This window comes from Mycobacterium persicum (assembly GCF_002086675.1).
In the GTDB taxonomy this organism is placed as follows: domain Bacteria; phylum Actinomycetota; class Actinomycetes; order Mycobacteriales; family Mycobacteriaceae; genus Mycobacterium; species Mycobacterium persicum.
The window spans coordinates 1-21567 of the sequence record NZ_MVIF01000096.1; the positions used below are offsets into that span (position 1 = coordinate 1).

General features: G+C 65.6%; 18 protein-coding genes, 4 pseudogenes and 1 riboswitch. Of the genes and pseudogenes, 10 read left to right on the forward strand and 12 right to left on the reverse strand.

All coding sequences use genetic code 11. The features are described 5' to 3' along the window. Window positions 1–443: 443 nt before the first annotated feature. Window positions 444–616, reverse strand: a riboswitch (M-box (ykoK) riboswitch). Window positions 617–940: 324 nt separating this feature from the next. The 5 genes from BST40_RS22470 (at window position 941) to BST40_RS22495 (ending at window position 3449) form a co-directional block, all read left to right on the forward strand. After that, entirely contained in the window at window positions 941–1258 is a 318-nt protein-coding gene (locus BST40_RS22470; RefSeq protein WP_083155651.1) for a WXG100 family type VII secretion target, read from the forward strand. Further along, entirely contained in the window at window positions 1255–1545 is a 291-nt protein-coding gene (locus tag BST40_RS22475) for a WXG100 family type VII secretion target (protein ID WP_075547977.1), read from the forward strand. Before BST40_RS22470 ends, BST40_RS22475 begins: the two co-directional genes overlap by 4 nt. Further along, on the forward strand, window positions 1542–1853 hold the full coding sequence (locus BST40_RS22480) for a hypothetical protein (protein WP_131808321.1): 312 nt from the start codon (window positions 1542–1544) through the stop codon (window positions 1851–1853). The genes BST40_RS22475 and BST40_RS22480 overlap by 4 nt, the downstream gene beginning before the upstream one ends. Window positions 1854–2829: 976 nt before the next feature. Continuing rightward, entirely contained in the window at window positions 2830–2967 is a 138-nt protein-coding gene (locus BST40_RS33375) for a GH-E family nuclease (protein ID WP_083155692.1), read from the forward strand. Continuing rightward, the gene (locus tag BST40_RS22495) at window positions 2964–3449 is read left to right on the forward strand and encodes an ankyrin repeat domain-containing protein (RefSeq protein ID WP_083155654.1); all 486 of its coding nucleotides are present in this window, start codon (window positions 2964–2966) and stop codon (window positions 3447–3449) included. Before BST40_RS33375 ends, BST40_RS22495 begins: the two co-directional genes overlap by 4 nt. A gap of 79 nt (window positions 3450–3528) precedes the next feature. Here the strand turns inward: BST40_RS22495 and BST40_RS22500 are convergent, their stop codons facing one another. The 7 genes and pseudogenes from BST40_RS22500 to BST40_RS22530 form a co-directional block, all read right to left on the reverse strand. Further along, the gene (locus BST40_RS22500; RefSeq protein WP_371686691.1) at window positions 3529–5550 is read right to left on the reverse strand and encodes an acyltransferase family protein; all 2022 of its coding nucleotides are present in this window, start codon (window positions 5548–5550) and stop codon (window positions 3529–3531) included. A 194-nt stretch (window positions 5551–5744) separates the two neighbouring features. Continuing rightward, entirely contained in the window at window positions 5745–6914 is a 1170-nt protein-coding gene (locus BST40_RS22505; protein ID WP_075547979.1) for a CaiB/BaiF CoA transferase family protein, read from the reverse strand. After that, window positions 6907–7836, reverse strand: coding sequence for an SDR family NAD(P)-dependent oxidoreductase (locus BST40_RS22510; RefSeq protein WP_083155657.1), 930 nt, complete (start codon window positions 7834–7836; stop codon window positions 6907–6909). Before BST40_RS22510 ends, BST40_RS22505 begins: the two co-directional genes overlap by 8 nt. Continuing rightward, window positions 7836–9674 (reverse strand): annotated as a pseudogene (locus BST40_RS22515) (flavin-containing monooxygenase). Before BST40_RS22515 ends, BST40_RS22510 begins: the two are co-directional and overlap by 1 nt. After that, window positions 9671–10849, reverse strand: a complete 1179-nt coding sequence (locus BST40_RS22520) for an LLM class flavin-dependent oxidoreductase (protein WP_083155660.1) — start codon at window positions 10847–10849, stop codon at window positions 9671–9673. The pseudogene BST40_RS22515 and the gene BST40_RS22520 overlap by 4 nt, the downstream one beginning before the upstream one ends. Continuing rightward, the gene (locus BST40_RS22525; protein WP_075547983.1) at window positions 10846–12228 is read right to left on the reverse strand and encodes an aromatic ring-hydroxylating oxygenase subunit alpha; all 1383 of its coding nucleotides are present in this window, start codon (window positions 12226–12228) and stop codon (window positions 10846–10848) included. Before BST40_RS22525 ends, BST40_RS22520 begins: the two co-directional genes overlap by 4 nt. A gap of 5 nt (window positions 12229–12233) precedes the next feature. Further along, window positions 12234–13100 carry an SDR family NAD(P)-dependent oxidoreductase gene (locus tag BST40_RS22530; protein ID WP_083155664.1) on the reverse strand — a complete coding sequence of 289 codons (867 nt, stop codon included), beginning with the start codon at window positions 13098–13100 and terminating at the stop codon, window positions 12234–12236. Window positions 13101–13224: 124 nt separating this feature from the next. Here BST40_RS22530 and BST40_RS22535 point away from each other — a divergent pair, with 124 nt between their 5' ends. The 4 genes from BST40_RS22535 to BST40_RS22550 are packed head-to-tail and all read left to right on the forward strand — an operon-like array spanning window position 13225 to window position 17997. Beyond that, the gene (locus BST40_RS22535; RefSeq protein ID WP_083155667.1) at window positions 13225–14859 is read left to right on the forward strand and encodes an SMP-30/gluconolactonase/LRE family protein; all 1635 of its coding nucleotides are present in this window, start codon (window positions 13225–13227) and stop codon (window positions 14857–14859) included. 12 nt (window positions 14860–14871) lie between these two features. Continuing rightward, window positions 14872–15621, forward strand: coding sequence for a GntR family transcriptional regulator (locus BST40_RS22540; protein ID WP_075547986.1), 750 nt, complete (start codon window positions 14872–14874; stop codon window positions 15619–15621). A 38-nt stretch (window positions 15622–15659) separates the two neighbouring features. After that, window positions 15660–17222, forward strand: coding sequence for an AMP-binding protein (locus BST40_RS22545; protein ID WP_083155705.1), 1563 nt, complete (start codon window positions 15660–15662; stop codon window positions 17220–17222). A gap of 1 nt (window position 17223) precedes the next feature. After that, window positions 17224–17997: an SDR family NAD(P)-dependent oxidoreductase gene (locus BST40_RS22550; RefSeq protein WP_075547987.1), complete on the forward strand. Its 774-nt coding sequence runs from the start codon at window positions 17224–17226 to the stop codon at window positions 17995–17997. Window positions 17998–18129: 132 nt separating this feature from the next. On the opposite strand, the pseudogene BST40_RS22555 reads toward BST40_RS22550, so the two are convergent. The 4 genes and pseudogenes from BST40_RS22555 to BST40_RS22570 form a co-directional block, all read right to left on the reverse strand. After that, window positions 18130–18508 (reverse strand): annotated as a pseudogene (locus BST40_RS22555) (PIN domain-containing protein). A gap of 97 nt (window positions 18509–18605) precedes the next feature. Further along, a pseudogene (locus BST40_RS22560) lies at window positions 18606–18758 on the reverse strand (type II toxin-antitoxin system VapB family antitoxin); the annotation flags it as partial. Window positions 18759–18930: 172 nt separating this feature from the next. Beyond that, window positions 18931–19401, reverse strand: coding sequence for an SRPBCC family protein (locus BST40_RS22565; protein ID WP_083155671.1), 471 nt, complete (start codon window positions 19399–19401; stop codon window positions 18931–18933). Beyond that, window positions 19398–20264, reverse strand: a complete 867-nt coding sequence (locus tag BST40_RS22570) for a rhomboid family intramembrane serine protease (RefSeq protein ID WP_083155674.1) — start codon at window positions 20262–20264, stop codon at window positions 19398–19400. The genes BST40_RS22565 and BST40_RS22570 overlap by 4 nt, the downstream gene beginning before the upstream one ends. Window positions 20265–20378: 114 nt before the next feature. On the opposite strand from BST40_RS22570, the gene BST40_RS22575 reads away from it, so the two are divergent. Next, window positions 20379–20753 carry a nuclear transport factor 2 family protein gene (locus BST40_RS22575; protein WP_075547991.1) on the forward strand — a complete coding sequence of 125 codons (375 nt, stop codon included), beginning with the start codon at window positions 20379–20381 and terminating at the stop codon, window positions 20751–20753. Here the strand turns inward: BST40_RS22575 and BST40_RS31940 are convergent. Continuing rightward, window positions 20750–21567: pseudogene (locus BST40_RS31940) on the reverse strand (hypothetical protein); the annotation flags it as partial. The gene BST40_RS22575 and the pseudogene BST40_RS31940 sit on opposite strands and share 4 nt — an antisense overlap.

Here is a 21567-nt window from a genome sequence, read left to right on the forward strand (position 1 = left end):
CCGCAATGGGCATCCGCGCCAGATATGCGTCGGCTCGCTGCTGTGGGGTCATGGTGAAGGACGCGCTCAGCTTGCCCGACAGCCTGCGGCCGGTACGCAGCACCGACCGGCGGCCTTTGGCTGTGCGGGTAAACTGTTGTGAGGCAATAAAGTTCGTGGTGGTGGCGGTCATTGTTTTCTCCTGCCGGCAGCCCGATCGACTGGCGTCATCGCCGGCGCTGCGAGCGCCCGGTCAAGCGCCGCGTGAAAACGCCTACGCGGAAACGGAAGTCCGGGAAAGCTCAGGCGGCAGGAATGCCGGAGCCGGATCGGGACAAGACGGATTTCGGATACGGACTATCGCCCGGACTACTCATCTCGCCCTCACCTCCTCACGGCCAGGACACACGCGGGTGTAATCACGGTCACCTGTACGAGGCAAGAACGCCCGGCGCCAATCGCTGGGCGCACCCCTCTCGTCGGAGCTTTGGCACTGCACAGCGTATCCGGACTACGCCCGGAAGCCACTTGGGCTCAACCCTTAGGCCGGGAAGAGCTGTCCTGACCCGGGGCGTCTTTCGACGTTCGGGGTCAGTGGCCTGTATCCATGCAGACGCCTCACCTACCGAGGTGCTTGCGGGTTAATGCTTACACCGGTATCGGCGGCTCGTCAAACGGGATGTCGCCGAGGCCGTGGCCGTCGATCACCTCGTGTTGACAGTCCCGGCGGGGTTCTTGATTGACGCGGGTGTGACGTGTCGGCCGGGTCAGGGGGCGTCGTGGCGGTGTCATTAAGGAGCCAGTGCGTCAACGGAGGGCCGGTTGGCTCCCGTGACGGGTACTAGCGGGAGTTTACAAGCTTTGGTCGGGCCAGTCCTGGGTCGGACAAGGTGCGTTCGTGTGGCGTGGTGCGGCTTCGCTTAACTGTCACTCGACGCAATGGAAGGAGGCGGCAGGCCTGGTGAGTTATGAGCTGACGATGAAGTTGGAAGCTATGGCGTCGGCTGCGCAGGTCCTGGCAAACCAGGCCGATGAGCTACAAGAGGAATTGGACAGCATCACCTGCGACTGGCGCGAGCTGTCGTCCACGTGGACCGGTGTTGCGGCCTCGGCTTTCGAACCACCTTGGGAAGAATGGCATGCCGGTGCTGTGAAGTCGGCGGAAATTTTGTCCGAACACTCGCGGCTACTGATGCAGTCGCTGGACCTGATGCTTGACCATGAAAGCACCGCGGTGAAGGCTTTCGAGGCCCTGCATCGGAAGGGGCCGGCGGTTTGAGTCGGCGCTACACGGTCGATTTGGATGCTCCCTCGGCCTTTGCCGATCGGCTGGCAAAGTTCACTGCGCGTGCTGAACAGATCGCTACCGCCGTGGATCAATGTGTGGCCGAGCTGCATGGCAGCTGGCTTGGCCAGGGCGCGGACGCCGAACTGGAATACCACCAAAGGTGGACGGCTGCCGACAAGCAGATGCGTGAAGGTCTCGATGACCTACGAAGAAACGCTGAAGTGGCCCACCGCAATTACACCGGGGTGGCGCAGCTCAACACCACGATGTGGCCATGACTCAAGACGTCGATCCTGCGATCGTCGCCGAGGCCGGGCGTGTCTACGGCAAGGTCTACGACGCCGCCGCAGCTGCGGTGCATCACCTATCGGGGGTGCTAAAGGGGTCTGCCGGCATGGGCGGCACCGACAATGCCGGCCACTCCTGGAGTCTGAAATACGACGCGCTAGTTGGCGGACGTGCTGGTGGAGCCGGACTCATGGAAGCGGCCACCGCCACGATCATGGGGTGCAGCCCAATGTTCGGATCTATTGGCCACAACGGCGGTGAACCACCAAAACGCCGATCAGCAGTCAGCGATGAATAACGCTGGTGCACCAGCGTTTCCGCCCACCGCTAAGCCGATGTTCTTGGTGCCGGCGATCCCTTCGGCGGAGGGCGGACACGATGATGTTCCCGGGTGGTGGCACACCATTCAGGCATACGTGCAGGGTGAAATGTGGCCAAATGGCCACCAGGACAAGCTGCGTGCGGCCGCTGACGCCTGGCATACGGCCGCACGTGAACTGCGCTCGGCGGCCGATATTGCCAACGACGGTGTTATCGAGTCAGTGCGGGCGCAAAAGTCACCCGAGTTCCCGGTAGCGGCCACCCCAACTGCACCATGGCGCGCGATTCGCTCAAAGCCGTCGCCGAGGGGTTTGATGCCGCGGGCAAGGCGTGTTCGGACTACGCGCAAGCAATCGATGACGCGCACTCGAAGATCCTGCACGAGATGGCGGTGCTCGGGGCGACTGTCGCAGTTACCGAGGTCGTTGCGGCGGTCTTGATTCCGTTTACCGCGACCATAAGCGAGGGTGTCGAAGGTCGTCGATGTCGCACGTTTGACGGCCACCGGAGCACGGATCGCGACGATCATTCGAGAGTTTCGGGTAGCGGCCGAAGCCTCTAGCCTGCCGACCGTTAGCGCCCTCGGCACCGCCGCGCGGGCTGTGGGTGAACTCTCCCCACTGCTGGCCGCCCGCGCGCAGCTCTTCTTGGCCGAGGGAACGGTCCCCGGACTGTTGGGCACCGAGGGACTGGATCTGCTATCGCGCCCCTACGTCAGGTCGGAACGCGACAAGCTGTCGAGGCAGCAGCCAGGAAGACACCTGACGGCAAGTATTACGTCAGTGCCACCGATGAGAACGTGTTAATCCCGGTTTCCAAACAGTACGAGGATGCGATCTTGAACCCTACCGAAGAGCGCGGACGGCAAGTATTACCTCGGCGCCGACGGCGCCCGGTATCCGGTCGATCCCACCTACCACCTTGGCCACGTCGGCGGTCAGGAGTGGTGGCGCATTCGCGACACGGCGATCCAGCAGCACTGGACACGCCAGCAGCTCATCGAATATTGCAACCGTCCCGAGCTTTATCAACTCGAAGACGCACCAGGAAACCTCAGCCACGCATTCGAACTACCAAGGGAGGCCGGATGAACCCAAACGATCGTGACCGGGCGGGCCGAACGCCGCTACACTACGCCGTCATTGACGCGCCGGTGGGCCTGGACCATACGACGGCATTCAAGGATCCCGCGTTGAAAACCGAAAACCACCGCAAGATAGTGGAATTCATCCTGGCCAACTTTAGCAGGCTGTTAGACGCCGGCGCCGACGTCAACGCCATCGACGAGCAGGGTTGCACACCGCTGCATTTTGCAGCTAAAGGAGAAAGCGACGAAGTAGTGCGGCTCCTGCTGGATGCCGGCGCCGACGTCAACGCCAGGAGCAATAGGGGTGAAACGCCTCTACTCAACGCCGTGACGAACACAACGCTGGCAAAGCTTCCCATAGTTCGGTTACTTCGCGAACATGGCGCCGATCCGACGGTGATCGCACACGATGGCTTCAGCGCCCTCAAATATGTTCAGCGGTACGGGAATCCCGAACTCCGCGAAATATTCACCGATCTGCTCTAAGCCAATCCGCGGCCGGCCCCCATTTACAGATTGCCGGCCCGACGACATGGAACCTCCGCCCCAGCTGCCGCGCACCTGACTACCGCAGCGACTCCTCGAGCCAGGGCAACAGCCACTTGACGCCTTCCGGGGTGAGGTGGACGCCGTCGCTGCGCACCTGGATGCCGTCGACCTTGGCGGTGTAAACGCCGTCGGGACACAGCTTCTTGTTCAGGTCGATGATCCCGACGTTCGGGTGGTCACGAACCGTGTTGCGCAACATGGTGTTCCATTGGTTGACCCGGTCGGGCTGGTCCTCCGGGTACAGGCGGCCGTCGGGTTTCTCACCGCCCCGGCTGTAGGGGACGGTGGCCACCATCACCCGGACTCCGCTGGAGCCGACAATATTGAGAGCCCGCCGCAGCTCGAAATTGAGGTATTCGTCGAAGGTCGGGTCACCGATGTGGGTCCACTTTCCTTCGTTGACCCGGTCTACGGTCTCCCACCGGCCGATGATCAGCAGCGCGACATCGGGTTGGTCCTGACTGATCTGGGTGGACCACCTGCTCGGCCAGCCGTCGCATTCCGGTCTTTGCTCCAGGGTCTGGCCGATGTACCGATACGGCGTACCGCGCACCAGGCTGCACCCGATGACCGTGTGGTCGAGGAATCGGAATCCGGGTGCGGGCGGCAGGTAATGCATCATGGTCCAGCCGATCGAATCACCGAACACCGAAACGGTGAACGGCCGGTTGGGATCTCGCGGACCGGGATTCGGACCCGAATGGCCCGCGCCCGGCGGCGACGGGGATACCGCCGCGACCGCCGAAACCCCCGGGGGCAGACCAACTTCGCGCAGACCGGGTCCGGTAGCGACGGGCACGACCAGCATCGTCGCCGCAGCCGCGGTCGCCACAGTCGCCGCGGCCAGCGGCAGCAGCGGTACACCTGAGGGGCGCCAGCGGCGGATGGGTTGTTCGATCAACCACCATGATGCGGCGGCCACGGCCACGGTGGCGGCGCAGCGCACGCCGAACAGTTGGAATCCGGTCCATCCGGTGCGTTCACCGTTGAGCGTCAAGAAGATCGGCCAGTGCCACAGATAGACGCCGTACGAAATGGCGCCCAGCCAGACCAACGGCCGCCAGGCCAGCACCCTCGCCACCGCTCCGCGCTGCTCGAGCGCCACCGGGGCGACCACGAAGACGGCGGCCACGGCCACGACGAGCAGCAGACCGTGCCGGAATTCCGCGACGCTGCCGGTCGCGAAGTGTGTCAGCGCCGCCAACCCGGCCACGCCGACGATCGGCAGCAGGCGGGCCATTCGCCGCCCCCACCGGCTGCGGACCAGACACCAGCCGCGGTTCAGCGCGGCCCAATCCCGAACCAGCAGAGCCGATGCCGCGGCGCCGATTAACAACGCCTGGGCGCGCGTGTCGGTGCCGAAATAGATCCGGTCACGCGTTGCCGCGGAGACGCAGACGATGGCCGCCGCCGCCGAGCCCAGAGCGCCCAGGGTCGCGATCACGAAGGCGGCGAACCGGACGTGGCCCACCGTGGTCTTGGCGAAGTAGCGTTTGGCCCGGGCCGCCAACAGCAAGGTCACCGCGATCAGCAGCAGCGGCCAGGCGATGTAGAATTGCTCCTCCACCCCGAGTGACCAGGTGTGCTGCAGCGGTGATGGCGGGGCGCCCTGAGTGAAGTAGTCGGTCTTCTGCGCCACGAACCGCCAGTTGGCCATCCACAGGAACGCGGCGATCGCGTCGCTGCGCAGACCGGTTAGCGCTTGGTAAGGAAGGAATTCGCGTGCCGCGGTGACGGTGAGCACCATCAACACCAGAGCCGGCAGCAGCCGCCGAGCACGGCGAATCCAGAACCCGGTCAAGCTGATGCGCCCGGTGTGCCGCAGCTCGTCGAGCAGCAGCGAGGTGATCAGGAATCCGCTGAGGACGAAGAAGATGTCGACACCGATGAACCCGCCGCCCATGCCGGGAATGCCGCCGTGCCCGGCGAGGACCAAGGCAACCGCGATCGCGCGCAGCCCGTCCAGCGCGGGGATGCCGCGGTGTCGCTCGGGTCGATCCGGGACGGTTCGCCGTCCGGCACGGCCCACCGGGGCCACCCAACGGCGTCGTGGTGCCGAACGTGCCGGTACGGAATGTTTTCCGTCCGGCTCAGTGCTCGCTGTTAGCGCGCCCTGACCGTATTGCCGCCCGGCGCCGTCGTTGCTGCCGATACGTCGCTGCCCCTCCTCGTGATCCCAGCCAGCTTAGCTAGGGCGGCGCCGAGATCCTTCGAAGACACGCGCGGACGGGCTCATTCGACGATGTCGGCCTCCACGCCCAGGCCCAGTTCGTCGAGCACCTCGGCGTTATGTGCGCCCAATTCGGGGGCCGGGCCGGCGACCCGGCCGGGCGTTCGGGAAAACCAGGTCGGCACACCGGGAAAGCGCACCGGGCCATGGACAGTGTCCACCGTCTCGAAGAAGCCCACGGCGTTGAGGTGCGGGTCGTCGAATAATGCCGCGGGACTGGACAACGGCGACGCCGGTATCTCCAGCTTTCGGAACAACTCGAGCCATTCCGCGGTGGAGCGCTGGGCAATCGTCTCGGCCAGTAGCGCATACACCGTGTCGATCTCGCGCGCCCGTCCCTCCAGCGTGGCGTAACAGCCGTTGGCCCAGTCCGGTCGCACCGCGTCGACGAAGGCCGCCCAGTGCTTGTCGTTGTAGATCAGCGCGGCGATGTAGCCGTCACTGGTTCGATATGGCCGGCGATTGGGAGCCACCGTGCGGGGATAGACCGCCGGACCCAACGGCGGATCGAACATGGCGCCGTTGGCGTGCTCCACCAGCATGAAAGCGGCCATCGTTTCGAACATGCCGACCTCCACTTCTTGCCCTTCGCCGGTGCGTTCCCGGTGGAACAGGGCCATCATCGTGGCGTAGAGCGCGGTCAGACCGGCGACCTTGTCGGCCATAATCGTTCCGACATAATTGGCCTCACCTGTCAGCTGCTCCTGGACGAACGGCAAACCGCAGGCCGCCTGGATGGTGTCGTCGTAGGCCGGCAGATCCCGGTTGGGTCCGCGCCGCCCGTATCCGTAGCAGTTCGTGTAGACGATGCCGGGATTGATGGCGGCCACCTCGGGATAGCCGAAGCCGAGCCGGTTGATGGCTTTGGACCGCATCGAGTGGATGAAGACGTCGGCTTGTTCGACGAGCGCGCGCAGTGCCGACTTGCCACACTCGGAACGCAAGTCCACGGTGATGGCGCGCTTGCCCCGGTTGACGTTGACGAAGACCCCGCTCATGCCGCGGGCTGGCCCGACCGAAACGTAGCGGGTGTCATCACCGTCCGGCGGTTCCACCTTGATCACGTCGGCGCCCATGTCGGCCATGATCTGGGTGCAGTAGGGCCCCATCACCATTGCGGTCAGATCGACGACCCGCACCCCGAGCAGTGGGCCCGCGCTGTTGCTAGGCATCTGGCAGACCTGTGCCGCGCGTGGCGATTTCGAAGCTGTACCGGAGGTGTTCGCCGTGACCGTCGGGCACCACCGGAAACACCAGCGGGTCGGCGAGGTCGCGGATGTCATCGAGGCATTCGGTCACGTCCTCGATCGACCACGACCGCCGGTGCACGCCACGGGATTCGGCGATCACCGCTCTGGCGATCCGGCCGGCGACGGCGATCAGCATCTCGCCGGTGACCGGGCACGATTCGTGAGTCAGCAGCCCGACGGCGGGCGCCACCAGGTCCGCGCCCATCGGCGGGTACACCGACATATCCAGTCCATCAGCCATTCTCGTGACGGCCGCGGGAACGATCACGTTGCAGAGCACTCCTTCCGGGGCGCCTTCGAGAGCCACCGCATTGCACAAGCCGACCAGGCCCGCTTTGGCGGCAGCATAGTTGGCCACGCCGTGATTGCCGTACAGACCGCCGATCGACGACGTCAGCACGATGCGACCGTAGCGCGCCGCGCACATCAGCGGAAACGCCGGCCGCACCACATGGAACGCCCCGCGCAAGTGCACGTCGATGACGGAATCGAAGTCCCGGTAGCTCATCTCCTTCAGCGAGGCTCGTCGCACCGTGCCGGCGTTGTGGATCAGGACGTCGATCCGCCCGTAGCGGTCCAGCGCCGTCTGGACGATCGCCTGGCCACCCGCGGCGGTGGCCACCGAGTCGACGGATGCGACGGCGTCGCCACCGGCCGCCCGGATTTCAGCCACCACCTGGTGCGCCGGGCCGGGGTCCATTCCATCGCCGCTCAGACTGGAACCGGTGTCGTTGACGACGACATTGGCGCCCCGGGAAGCCAGCAGCAGGGCATAGGTGCGGCCCAGGCCGCGGCCGCCCCCCGTGATCACGGCCACCCGGTCGTCGAATCTGAGCTGACTCATCAGGACTCCAGGGCGAGGCCGTCCAGGCCGCCTCGGTCGCGCCAGGCCGCCAACAGGTCGCTGAACGCGTAAAAGCCCGGCCCATATGGCTCGCCCAGATGCGATCGGATACCTTCGGTGCCGCCACCTTCGTTGTTGTAGTAGCCCGGCGTGCATTCCAGGTCGAACGCGCTGTTGTCGATCGCCGTCTCGCTTATGGTCCGGCACCAATCATCTTGCGCCTCTTGGGTCGGCTCGACCGTCGTCGCACCACGCGCCAGGGCCTGCGAGATGATGTAGGCGATGTGCTCGCCCTGCAGCTCGTAGTTGGCGGCGATATTCGCCGAAATGCCGACCTGGGTGAACCCGGTGAAGAACTGGTTGGGGAAGCCACGGCTGATGAACCCGTGGAAGGTCCGGTAGCCGTTGCGCCAGTGGTCGAACAGTGACAGCCCGTCGCGGCCTTCGATCGCCTCGATCGAATATCGGCGGCTGATCTCGGTGGTGATCTCGAAGCCGCTGGCGTAGATGATGCAGTCGACCTCGTACTCAATTTCGTTGGCCACCAGCCCATTCTCGGTGGCCCGCTGTACGCCTTTGGTCGCCGACACGTCGACCAGTGTCACATTGGGTCGGTTGAAGGTCTGCAGGTATTCGTCGTTGGTGCAGGGTCGCTTGCACAGGAACCGGTAGTAGGGCTTGAGCGCCTCGGCGGTTTCGGGCTCTTCGACGATGGTGGAGACCCGGTGCCGCAGCCGCTCCATGACTTTGTAGTCCTCTTCCTCCCGGATTGCCATGAACCGCTCCGGGGTCATCGCCGCAGGGTCCGGTAGCGCGAGCACCCGTGCGGCGGTGTTGCGGCCGAGCTCGGTCCAGAAGTCGCAGACGTAGTCGGGTTGGCCGAGGGCCATGCCCTCGAATGTCCAGGCGTGGAAGTTGCGCTGCCGTTCCTTCTGCCAGCCGGGCTGAAGCGACTTCACCCACTCCGGATCGGTGGCCGTGTTGTTGCGCGGGCCCACCGACGACGGTGTGCGCTGAAAGACATAGAGCTGCTTGGCATACCGGCCCAGGTAGGGGATGATCTGGACGGCGGTTGCCCCGGTGCCCACCACCGCGACCCGCTTGTCGCTGAGCTTGACCAGGCCGCCGTTGCTGTCTCCCCCGGTGTAGTCATAATCCCACCGCGAACTATGAAAGCTATGCCCCTTGAAATCCTTGATGCCGGGAATCCCTGGGAGCTTGGGCCGGTGGAACGGTCCGGAGGCCATCACCACGAAACGGGCCCGCAGGTCGTCGTCACGGTTGGTGCCGACCCGCCAGCGCTTGATCGACTTGTCCCACCGCAAGGCCCGCACCTGGGTAGAGAAGATCGCCGAATCGTAGAGCCCGTAGTGCTTTCCGATGCGCCGGCAATGCTAGTAGATCTCGGTGCACTCGGCGAACTTCATGATCGGCATGTAGTTGAGTTCTTCGAGCAGCGGTATGTAGCAGTAGGATTCGTTGTCGCACTGCAGCCCGGGGTAGCGGTTCCAATACCAGACACCGCCGAAGTCGCCGCCCAACTCGATGATCCGGACGTCGTCGACACCGGCCTTCTTCAGATACGCACCGCACAGCAGCCCGCCGAAGCCCCCGCCCAGCACGACCACGTCGATGTCCGCCGAGATCGGATCGCGAACCAGCGGCGGCGAATGCGGGTCGGTTTCGTAATACCCCGCGAAGTCGTCGACGAGTTCGATGTACTGCTGGGAACCCTCCGGCCGCAACCGTTTTTCGCGCTCGCGTCGGTACTTTTCTCGCAGCGCCGGGAGGTCGATATCCTGCGGCGTCTGTGTCGGCGGGCAGTCAGGGGCCGTCATGCCAGGGCGTTTTCGGGCAGCGCCGCCGGATGCAGCGGCGCCTCCATCTCATGCGCCGCGGGCAGCACCTCCGCGGCGAACAGCCGGGTGCTCGCCATCGCCTCCTCGTAGGGCATGGTGCCGAACTGCGGGACGATGGTCAGCTCGGAGAACGAACACGCCTGCTGCGCGGCGCGCAGCCGCGTGAAGATTTCCTCCGGTGTCCCGATCAGCAGGTTGGAGGCGTGATAGCCCGGCGTCTTGGGAGCGCTCTTGGGGTCACCTGTCACCGACGAGGCCAGAACGGCGGTGGCGCTGGCCTCGCGGGCCGCATAGGCTTCGTAGCCTTTGACACCCTTGAAGTTCGACGCATCGGCGAATCCGTAGTGCACCGTGACATCCCGGTTCGCCGTCCAGATCCACTCCTCGGACTTGGCGGCGTCTTCGGGTTTGGCGGTGCAGTACATGAACATGACGTTTTTGGGCTGGCAGGGCGGCAGGCCCTCTTCTTTGCGGAAGATGTTGACCTGCTGGACCTCCCGGCCGGCGTCCTCGATCGGTTTGTTGCCCACGAACAGCGGCACCATGCCGCGGCGGGCGAGGATCTCCAGCGACTCGGCCGTCGACGACGAACTGTAGATCCGGGAGAACAGATCACGGGTTTGCGGCTCGGGGCGCAGCGACATCTCCGGGACCGTGAAGATCTCGCCTTCGTAGCCGAACCGTTCGCCTGACAACGCCAACTGCAGGATGTCGAGGGTTTCGTTGAAACGCTGGCGGCTTTCTTCCCGCGGGACGCCGACGGCGGCGAACTCCCCTTTCGACACCCCGCGCCCGATCCCGATCGTGGTGTAGCGCCCGTTGGACAGGATGTCGAGATAGGCGATCTGGTGTGCCAGCCGGACCGGATGCCACCAGGGCGCGACGACCACGAAGGTGCCCAGTCCGACGCGCTCGGTGCGTCCGGCGAAGTAGCTGAGCGCCTGAATCGGGTTGGGTGTCATGCCGTACGGCGTCCCACAGTGCTCCGGAAGCCAGATACCGTCGAACCCCAGCGGTTCGGCCAGATCACCGAGCGCGAGCGTGGCCTGGACGCATCGCCAGTCCGGGGTGGCGGGTGGCTGGCTGAAATCTCCGGCCAGCACGCGGTCCCAATCGTGGGCGTTGTGCGCGCCCAGCCCGATATTGACCTTCATCGCGTCATCTCCGTTGTCAATTGGCGTGGCGCACCGGTGCCCATATACATGGCCAGATTGCGGTGCAGGTTGGCGGTGCTGCGTTCCATGTAGGGGTTGGGCTTGGGGCCGGGGAAGCCCAGCGATTTCATGCCCTGCTGAACCGCGGCCATGTTGGAGAAGTCCTGCGGCAGCACACTGCGCCAGCCCGGGTCGTCGGGCGGCGCATACACCCATTCGGTTTGCGGCTCTTCGCCTTTCGGGAACAGCTCGTAGCAGGAGGCTTCGAAGATGCACTGGTCGGGTTGGTAGCCGTGCGGTCGGGCGCTGTAGCACAGCGCGGTGGTAAGGCCCTGCCCGATCTGGAAATTAGGAAAGATCTGCCAGGCCGTGCCGCTGTCGGCCAGGTGTTCGGGATCGATGGCCGGCCAGATCACGCCGCGGGCGGCGTCGTCACGGCGCGCCGCGGTCAGCCAATGCTCGAGCACCTGACCGGCGGGTGTGTCCTCGGGCAGCTCGTCGACCAGCCGAAGTGCCGCGTCCACCAACGTCTTGGTGGTGGTCGCGTTGGTCTCCTCCAGCGTGTAACGCTGCATTTCGGCCGTGGACATCCGCGCGTCGGCGCCGGTGCCGAGCCGGATCTTGGATTTGGTTTCTTCCAGGCCTTCCGGCGCGTCGTAGCCGATGTTGCTGTGTTTTCCGTGCGCCCTGGCCCAGCCGCGGAAGTTGCCGAACCGGTTGAACTGCGGATGGGTGGTCGCGACGTGGTAGGTCTCGTTAAAGGCTTCCATCGCGACCTTCCAATTGCACCGGAAATGCAGCCACTTTCGCCACTTGCAGCGCATGTCCTGCAGGTTGAACGGGTCGAGCATGGTGGCGGCGGGCTCGAGATAGTCGCGTAACGGCTCGGCGGCGGGATCCATGTTGATCCAGATCCAACCGCCCCAGGTGTCGACGCGCACGGGCGCCAGATGGGTGTTCTCTCGAGTCAGTGCGCCCTGCCAGTCCTGTTGTTCGGGAATGTGGATGCAGTTGCCGTCCCGGTCGTAGGTCCAGCCGTGAAACCCGCAGACGAACGACTTCTTCTGGCCGCATGCGCTTTTGGCGCCCGCCGGGATATCCACCAACCGGCGGCCGCGGTGCATGCAGACGTTGTGGTGCGCTTTGAGGGTGCCGGATGCGGTGCGCACCACCACGATCGAATCGTCGAGAATGTCGTAGGTCAGGTAGCTGCCCACCTTCGGCAGGTCTTCGACGCGCCCGACCTGCTGCCATACCCTGCGCCACAGCTTGTCCCGTTCGGCGCGGACGTAGTCTTCGGAAATGTAGGCTTCGACGCCGATAGTGACCGGCGCGCTCAGCTCGGCATCGGTTTCGGCCAGATCCGTCGAATTTGTCATCCAGCTCAATCCTCCCAGCGCTTGATCGCCGCGCGAATCGAATCGTCCTTGAGAAACAGCGAGGTGTTGTCGGCGCCCAGATGCCCCCACTTGAGGCTCAGGCCACCATCGACCAGCAGGGTTTGTCCGGTGATATAGCTCGAAAGATCGGACAGCAGAAACAGAATGACGCCGGCCACCTCATCCGGCCGTCCGCGCCGTCCCATCGCGATCGCACGGCGGTCGCGGTCGGGGGCCTCGTCGGTGTAGGTGCGCGAAGCCGGTGTCTCGGTGACCCCGGGTGCCACCGCGTTGACCCGGACGGTGGTTCCGGTTGCGCCGCAAGCGAGTTCGAGAGCCATCGTGCGAGTCGCCGCCACAATCGCGGCTTTGGCGGTGCCATAGGCGATATGGAACGGCGCGGTATTCATTCCGCTGATCGAGGACAGCGAAACGATTGAGCCCGGCCGCTTTTGGCGGTGCAATTCGGCGGCCACCGCCTGGGTCATGAAGAACATCGTCTCCAGATTCCTAGTGAATAGCTCGCGCCAGTCGCTGCGGGTGATCCGCGTTGACGGCGTCCAGGTCGACGGGTCGGCGCCGCCAGCGACATTGACCAGCCCGTGCAGATCGCCGTCGGCGAGCCGTACCGCCGCCATGGTGGTGTCGACGCCGTCGTCGGTGGAGATATCGGCCGCCACCTTCAGCACGGGCAGTCCCGCGGCGATCAACGGGTCCAGGTGCTGGTCGAGATTGTCCTGCCCGCGGCTCACCGCGACCACCGTCGCCCCCGCCTGGGCAACCAGGCGCGTCACGGTGGTGCCGATACCGCCGCCCGCCGCACCGGCGACCACCACAACCCGTCCGGCCAAACTCAACAGATCGTCAGTCATCTAATTGTCTGGACAAGATAACGGCGTGCATCCACGAAAGAACATGATTCTCGTAGGCGGCGCGGCGCGTCAAGGCGGTCTCGAAACGCAGTCGCCATATTGTCTGGACCACCGTTCGATTGCTATGGTCCGAACAGTGATAGCCGGAACCGGACCGAGACACCACACGGCCCACTCGCAAGGCCGCTACCAGGCCGCGCGGCCGCCACATGTCGCCGACGGCTGGAGTCTGACCCGGCTCACCGCGCCCAGCCGGCTGTTCGGCGCCAACGGTCTGCGCACCGGTCCGGACGGCCGGGTGTACATCGCGCAGGTGACCGGCAGCCAGATCAGCGCGCTCGACCTGGCGACCCGCCGACTCGACACCATCAGCCCCAAGGGAGGCGAGATCGTCGCACCCGACGACATCGCCTTCCACCCGGACGGCAACCTATACGTGACCGAGGTGATGGACGGGCGGGTCAGCCTGCGGGACAAGGCCGGCCGCACCCGGGTGCTTCGGGACGACGTGCCGTCCGCGAACGGGATCACCTTTCATCGGGGCCGGTTGTTCGCCGGCGAATGCCGCGAAGCCGGACGCCTGCTCGAACTCGACCTCGACGGTGGTGAGCCGCGGGTCCTGCTGGAAAACGTGCCGTTACCCAACGCCATGGAGGTCGGGCCGGACGGGTTGTTGTACTTCCCGGTCATGGGCGCCAACGAGATCTGGCGCATCGATCCCGACGGCGGCGTCCCGGAATGCGTGGCCGGTGACCTCGGCGTTCCCGACGCGGTGAAATTCGATTCCGACGGCTGCCTCGTCTCCACCCAGGCGCGCACCGGGCAGGTGCTGCGAATCGATCCCCGCAGCGGCGACCGCGCGGTGTTGGCGACGCTGAATCCCGGTCTGGACAACCTGACTTTCGCCGGTGAGCGGCTGTTCGTCTCGAATTTCACCGGCGAGATCACCGAAATCCTTCCCGACGGAACCACCCACGCAACGCTGGAAGGTGGGTTGAACTGGCCGCTGGATCTGTCGGTCGGCGCCGGCGGCAATCTCTACATCGCCGACGGAACCCACTTCTACTGCTTGTCCGAGAACGGCGCACTACGAGCCTCCGGAATGCTGTTCACCGCAGGATATCCCGGCTTCCTGCGAGGTGTGACGGCCGTGGGCCCACAGGAATTCGTGGTCACCACGTCCAACGGCGAGGTGGCCCGGTACCGGCCGGATGACGGTGAAAGCGATTTTCTGGCAACTGGTTTCGACCAACTCTATGGCGTGGCGGGGGCTCCGTCCGGCGCCGTGGTGGCGGCCGAGCTGGGAACCGGACGGGTGCTGTCGATCGGCCGCGACCGGGTCGACGTGCTGGCCTCGGGTCTGAGCGAGCCGATTGGGGTGACGATCGCCGCCGACGGAACCTGCCTGGTTTCCGAGGCCGGAGCCGGTCGGGTGCGTGGTATCGGTGGCACCGGCATAGTCCTGGACGGGCTGCAGCGTCCCCAGGGCATCCTGGCGCTCGACCGGCACATCTATGTCGTCGACGCCGGTGCGCAGGAAGTCGTCCGATTCGACCTCGACGGCGGCGCCCGGCACACCATCGCGTCGGATCTGCCGGTCGGTGCTCCACCGGGGGTCATACCCAAGCCGCTGCGCGGGATGCCGCCGTTCTCCGGACCACAGGGTCCGTTCGCCGGCATCGCCGCCGGGCCCGACGGCGCCCTGTATGTGTCCGCGGACGCCGACGGCAGCGTACTGGCCTTGCGCCGGGAATCCTGAAGGACGCCAACGTTGTCCGAACCCAAGGTCATCGACCACCGCTATCTGCAGGTGGCGCGCACGTTACGCAAAGAGATCGTCGACGGTGTGTATCCGGTGGGGTCGCAGTTACCGACCGAACACGAGTTGTGCGAGCGGTTCGCGGTGAGCCGCTACACCGTTCGCGAGGCACTGCGACGCCTGCGCGACGACAACCTGGTGGCGTCGCGGCCACGCACCGGAACGCTTGTCATGCCGCGGCCGTCGGCCGATTCTTATGTGCAGCACGTCATGTCGATCAACGACCTGCTCGCGTTCGCCACCGGTACTCGGTTCGCGATCGAATCCATCGCCATGGTCACCGTCGACGACGAGTTGGCGGACCGCACCGGGCTGGCCGGCGGTGAGCAGTGGCTGGCCGTCCGCGGCTTCCGGCTTACTGAAGGTGCCGAGGCCGCCGGTATTGCGCTGTGCCGCACCGAGTACTACATCAACCGGGCGTTCGCCGCGGTCGGCAGGCTGCTGCAGCGCCACCACGGTCCCATTTTCCCGCTGATCGAAGATCTTTTCGGGCTCAGTATCGTCGAGGTTCATCAAGAGATCGCGGCGGTCCTCATTTCACCGGCGCTGGCAGACGGCCTCGACGTCGAACCGAGTACGCCCGCCCTGCAAGTGCGGCGCACCTACACCGCGTCCGACGGGCGGGTCGCCCAGGTCACACTCAACACCCACCCCGCGTCGCGGTTTCGTCACTCGATGACGATGCGGCGGATGCGCGGCTGACCGTGGCCGCACACCGGAAGCTGATCGACGGCCGATGGATCCGTTGGGACGACGAACGCGCCGCCGAGGCGTACGCACGCGGTTGGTGGGTGGGAGAAACGCTGGCCGATGCGCTGCGCCGGGCCGCGCGGAACACTCCGCACCGGGTGGCGCTGGTCGACGGCGATCAGCGGCTGGATTGCGAAACCCTGCACCACCAGGCAACTACGCTGGCACACGCGCTCAACGCGCGGTTGCCTCCGCACAGTGTCGTGTCGTTCATGCTGCCCAACTGGCACGAGGCCGCGGTGATCTACCTGGCCGCAACGCTGGCGGGGATGGTGGCCAACCCGATCCTGCCGTCCTTGCGCGATCGTGAGCTGCGTTTCATCCTCGATGACTCCGACAGCCGAATGGTCTTTGTTCCTTGGCTTTTCGGCAACCAGGACTACCCGTCGATGGTGCGCCGGGTGATCGCCGAGCTGGCGTCGCCGCCCTCTGTCGTCCTGCTGCGCGGGGATTGCGATACCACTCAGATTGCCTTCCAGTCGCTGTTCACCGATCCGACGCCGGAAACTCGGCTGCCCGAACTGGATTCTGATGCCGTCCGGATGATCCTGTACACGTCTGGAACCACCGGACGCGCGAAAGGCGTACTGCACACTCATAACTCGATTCATGCGTTGATCCGTCAAATCGGTGAACACTGGCTGATCGAGCCGGGCGACGCGTTCCTGGTTGCGTCACCGATCGCCCACATCGGCGGCTCCATCTATGCGTTCGAAGGCCCGCTGCTGCTGGGTACGACCGCGGTACTGATGGACCGGTGGAACGCCGAGGGTGCGCTGCGGCTCATGCGGGCCGAGCGCTGCAGCCATATGGCCGGCGCCACTCCATTTTTGGAGCAACTGCTCGCCGCCGCGCAACGAGCCGATGTCAGGCTGCCCGACCTGAAGCTGTTCGTGTGCGGCGGCGCATCCGTATCGCCGTCGCTGATTCGCAGCGCCGCAGAGTATTTCGACCCTGCCGTCGTCACCCGGGTGTACGGCTCGACAGAGGTGCCGGTCAGCACCGTAGGCTCACCGGATGACTCCGACCACGCCGCCGAGACCGACGGCCGGGTCGGCCTCGCCGACGTCAAGCTGGTGTCCGGCGAGGTCCTGGTACGCGGCCCGCAGATGCTGGCCGGCTACCAGCACCCCGACGACGAGGACGGATCCTTCGACGCCGACGGCTATTTCCGAACCGGAGACCTCGGGCGCTGGGCCGACGACGACTACCTGGTGATCACCGGGCGCGCCAAGGACGTCATCATCCGCAACGGTGAAAACATCTCACCGAAGGAAGTCGAGGACATCCTGGTCAACCATCCAGGCATCGCCGAGATCGCGATGGTCGGACTGCCTGACGAGCGCACCGGGGAACGGGCCTGTGCCGTCGTCGTACCCACCCACCCGCCGGGCCCGGACGTCGCCGGATTGCGCAGCTTCCTCGAGGCCGCCGGCGTGGCGCGGTTCAAAGTCCCCGAACAGGTGGTGATCTGGGATGTCCTGCCGAAGAACGACGCGGGCAAGGTCCTCAAGCACCAGATCAAGGCGGCACTGATGAAAAGCGAGCAGTGAGATGCAGGTGGCTATCGTCACGGGGGCAACCGGCGGGATCGGGTTCGGTTGCGCGACAAGGCTTGCCGAGATGGGCATGGCGGTCATGGTTACGGGACGCAATGCCGACAAGCTGGCCGCGCTGGCACGTGCCATTGGCGATCCGGACCGGGTGACCACCCACGCCGTCGACCTGACCGATGACGACGCCCCCAGGCAGATCACCGACGTCGCGGTCACCCGTTGGGGTCATATCGATTTCCTGGTCAACGCCGCCGGGGTGGGCAGCCCGAAGCCGCTGCACGAGACGGACGACGAGGCGCTGGACTACTTCCTGAACTTGATGTTGCGGGCGCCTTTTCGCCTCACCCGCGAAGTGTTGCCGCACATGCCCGCCGGCTCCGGGATCGTCAACATCACCTCGACGTTCGCCGTCGTCGGCGGAATGCGCGGCGGGGCCTATTCGGCGGCCAAGGGTGGCCTCACCGCGCTGACCACCCACATCGCCTGCCAATACGGGGCGCAGGGAATACGGTGCAACGCAGTGGCTCCCGGGGTCATTCAGACACCCATGACCGAGGATCGGCTGCGGGACGAGCGGTTTCGACGGATCAACGTCGAGATGACGCCGCATACCCGGCTGGGGAGCGTCGACGACGTCGCCAGCACCGTGGCGTTCCTGTGCTCCCCCGGCGGGTCCTTCATCAACGGTCAGACGATCGTCGTCGACGGCGGCTGGAGCTCCACGAAGTATCTCTCCGAATCGGCGCTGACCGCGCAGTGGAAGTCCGAATAGAACCATCCGGCGTTGCGCCGTCGGCGATGGCAACCGCCAGATCGATCAGCGCCAGACCTCCGAAATGCGGACTAGCAGTTAGCTCGTGGCTGACTTAGGGCAGTTGTACTCTCGTGCGGCTATCCGCTGAGATCAGCTGGTCGTGACGCGCCGTGCTCTGACATCGGGAAGGTGTCGCTGTGCCAGTTCGTAGTCGGCGTCGTCATGAAGGACCACCAGTCCGCTCGCTGCGGCGGTGCCGCAGATGAGCAAATCGACTACTGACAAAGCACGTACCGCTCCTGCGCCCGCCAGTCGGTACTGCGCCGAATCTATCCACCGCCACACGGATTTCGGCACCGGCACGTCAGGAAAAATGTCACCAAACGTCCGGTTCATCTGATCGAGCTCGTCGGTGTTGCGTGCTGATCGACGGAACTCGGCTCGTTGTGGTTCACACGACCCAACGGCCCCGCTCAGTAGCGGCGCGGTCCACGCCGTGGCGAGGTCGGGCTGTCGCAGCAGCCGCCAGACCGCGGAGGAATCCGCGAGGAAGCCGATCAAGCCCCGGCCGCCTTCTCATCAGCTCGAGCGTCCAGCCAACCCTCATAATCCCAGCTCTGTGCCTGCTCGCGGGACCTGGCCAGCGCATCGATCCGCCGAAAGCGAGCGACGTAGTCGCGCATGGCGAGGTTTACGGCCTCTTTCTTGGTGTGTACGCCCGCAATCCGCATCACCTCGGCCAGCGCGTCGTCGTCGAGGTCGATCTGAGTCACCGACATGACAGACCTCCTATGTTTGATATGTACATGGTATAGATACATTGCCAACGTTGACGTGAACTAACACTAACGCAACGTTGTCGACGTAGGCAGCGCGTTGCGTAGGTGACAACCGTTTCTCAAGGAGCGCGCAGCCTCTCAATTCAGCGCGAACCTGCCAACGGGTACTCGCCTATCCCGCCGAGCGGCATTCGAAGTGGCGGCGGATGCCGGACAGCATCGCCCGATGTGCCTTGACCGCCTCGCGGATGGTGAACGCCGCCAGCGGCCGGGGCGCGGTTATCCGAATTCGCTCGGTGAGCCGGGTGCCCGCGTCAATCGCCTCGAAACTCACCGCCGCGCGTACGTGGACCCCCGGCGACTGGTCGGCCTCAGTCCTGACATCGCCGTCGTCGGGAACGTGCAGCCGCGCCCGGTAGCTGATCTGAATAGCGAATGGCCCCAACGTGATTCGATCCACAATTCGATAGCTCTGCAGATAACCCTGCGTGGTTTCGTGGCGGTCCGTCGGCTGAACGGACACGATCAGTGGGTGCGCGCGCTTGATGTTGTCCAGGTTCACGTAGAAATCGCGGACCCGATCCGGTGGCGCCGGTACCGATTCGGACAACGTCCGCTCGGCGCACGCCACCCACCAGCTCATGCCGAAAACTCCGCGAGCAGACTAGCGGTGCGCCACCAGGTCAGCCCGGCCAACACAATCAGAACAACGATCGTCGCAGCGACTTGGACCCTGTTCCGGCGTTCCCGCGGCGGGTAGACGTAGGCCGCCGCGACCAGCCCACCGGTGACCAGTCCGCCCACGTGTCCCTGCCAGCTGATCAGTTGTGAGCTGACCGCCGGAACGACGAAGGTGAAGGCCAAATTGATCGCAATGATCGCGACGACCCAGCGCACGTCGAGGGCCAGCCGTTTTCCCACCACGAAGGTGGCACCGAACAGGCCGAAGATTGCTCCCGATGCGCCCGCGGTCGCCGTGCTCAGCGGCGACAGCAGGTAGACCAGCACCGACCCGCCCAGCCCGCTCAGGGCGTACAGCGCGCCGAAACGTGTTCGTCCCAGCCATATTTCGAGCGGTGGGCCTACGACATACAGCGCCCACATGTTCAGCAGCAGATGCGTCGCGCCGTAATGCAGGAACGCCGAGGTCGCCAGGCGGTACAGCTGGCCTTCGGCCACCGCGGGTGACCACAGGGCCAGCTGCTTTTCCAACGTCCCCGACGACATCTGCACGACGAAAGCCAGCACGTTGATCACGATCAGCGTGTAGGTGACCACCGGCGTGGCCGACCGCTGCCGACCGCCGAAGTGGGTCCGCGGCTGTCGAACGGTCCGGGCACCCGCTTCGACGCACTGCACACATTGGTGTCCGACGGCGGCGTCGCGCATGCAGTCCGCGCAGATGTGCCGCTCGCAACGGTTGCAGCGCACATACGCCGGGCGGCCCGGATGCCGGTAACAGGTCGGCGCTTCGGCCGGCGACTCCGGTCCGCTGGGGCTACTCATCGCACCATTCTTGCCCGGGTCGCCGCCGCGGGGGTGGCGGGTTGGGCGAACGCACATTTCTCGGCTTTCTAGCCCCAGCGCGTTGCCTTACTGTTTTTTCGTGGAGCCAACGGCATGACCGAGACCGGCGCAGGAGTCGTCGAGCGTTACCTGGCCTGCCTGGCCGCTCATGATTGGGATGGCCTGGCCGCCACCATCGCCGACGACGGCCTGACGCGGGAGGGCCCGTTTTGCGACGTCATCGAGGGCAAACAGCACTATGTCACCTATCTGCGCAAGGTGCTCACCAATCTCAAAGGCCACCGGCTGCGGGTGCAGCGGGTCTCGAGGGTGCATGCGCGGCTGTCCTACGTCGAGTTGACCGAGGCCTTCAAGATCGACGGCGCTCCGGCCGAATGGCCCGAATGCATCCTTTTCGAGCAGAACGACGACGGGCTGATCTCCCGCGTCAGCGTGTTCTTCAAGCAACGCCGCACTGACGCCGACTAGCTTGCCCCTGCGGCACCGTCGGAGCCGTAGACGGTGCCGCCCTTGCCGCCGGCGCCTCCCGGCCCGCCGAAAATGCCGTCCCCGCCGTCGCCGCCGTCGCCGATCCACCGGGCGTTGCCGCCGTTGCCGCCGGCGGCGGGCTGTCCGATGCTCGTGCCGGCATTGCCACCGGCGCCGCCCCAGCCGATGAACCCCGCGGTGCCCCCATCACCACCGCCGCCACCGCTGATGCCGCCGAGGCCCATCCCCCCGGCGCCGCCGGCTCCGCCCTGGCCGACCAAACCGATCGCGTTGCCACCGTTACCGCCTTTGCCGCCCGGGTCGCCCATTCCGCCCGCGCCGCCGTTGCCGCCGTTGCCGATGACGATGCCGCCGTTACCGCCGACACCACCGGCCGACGAGGTGCCGGCAGTCCCGTACTGCCCGTCGCCGCCGGTGCCGCCGTTACCGAAGAATCCGGCGTCGCCACCGTTGCCGGCAGGCCCCGCGTTGGAGCCGAGGCCGGCGTCCCCGCCGGCGCCGCCATCGCCGAGCATCCCACCGCCCCTGCCGCCGGTGCCGCCGGCACCGCCGTCTCCGTTGACGCCCGCAACGCCGCCAGCTCCGCCGGCGCCGCCGGTACCTATCAGGCCGCCGTTGCCACCGTTGCCGCCGCCACCGCCGTTGTCGTTGCTGCCGAAGCCGCCAGCCCCGCCAACACCGCCGTCACCCACCAGCCCGCCTATTCCACCGGCACCGCCACGGCCTCCGTTGTCGGCGCCGATACCGCCGTCACCGCCGGCCCCGCCGTCCCCTAACAGGCCCGCCTGGCCCC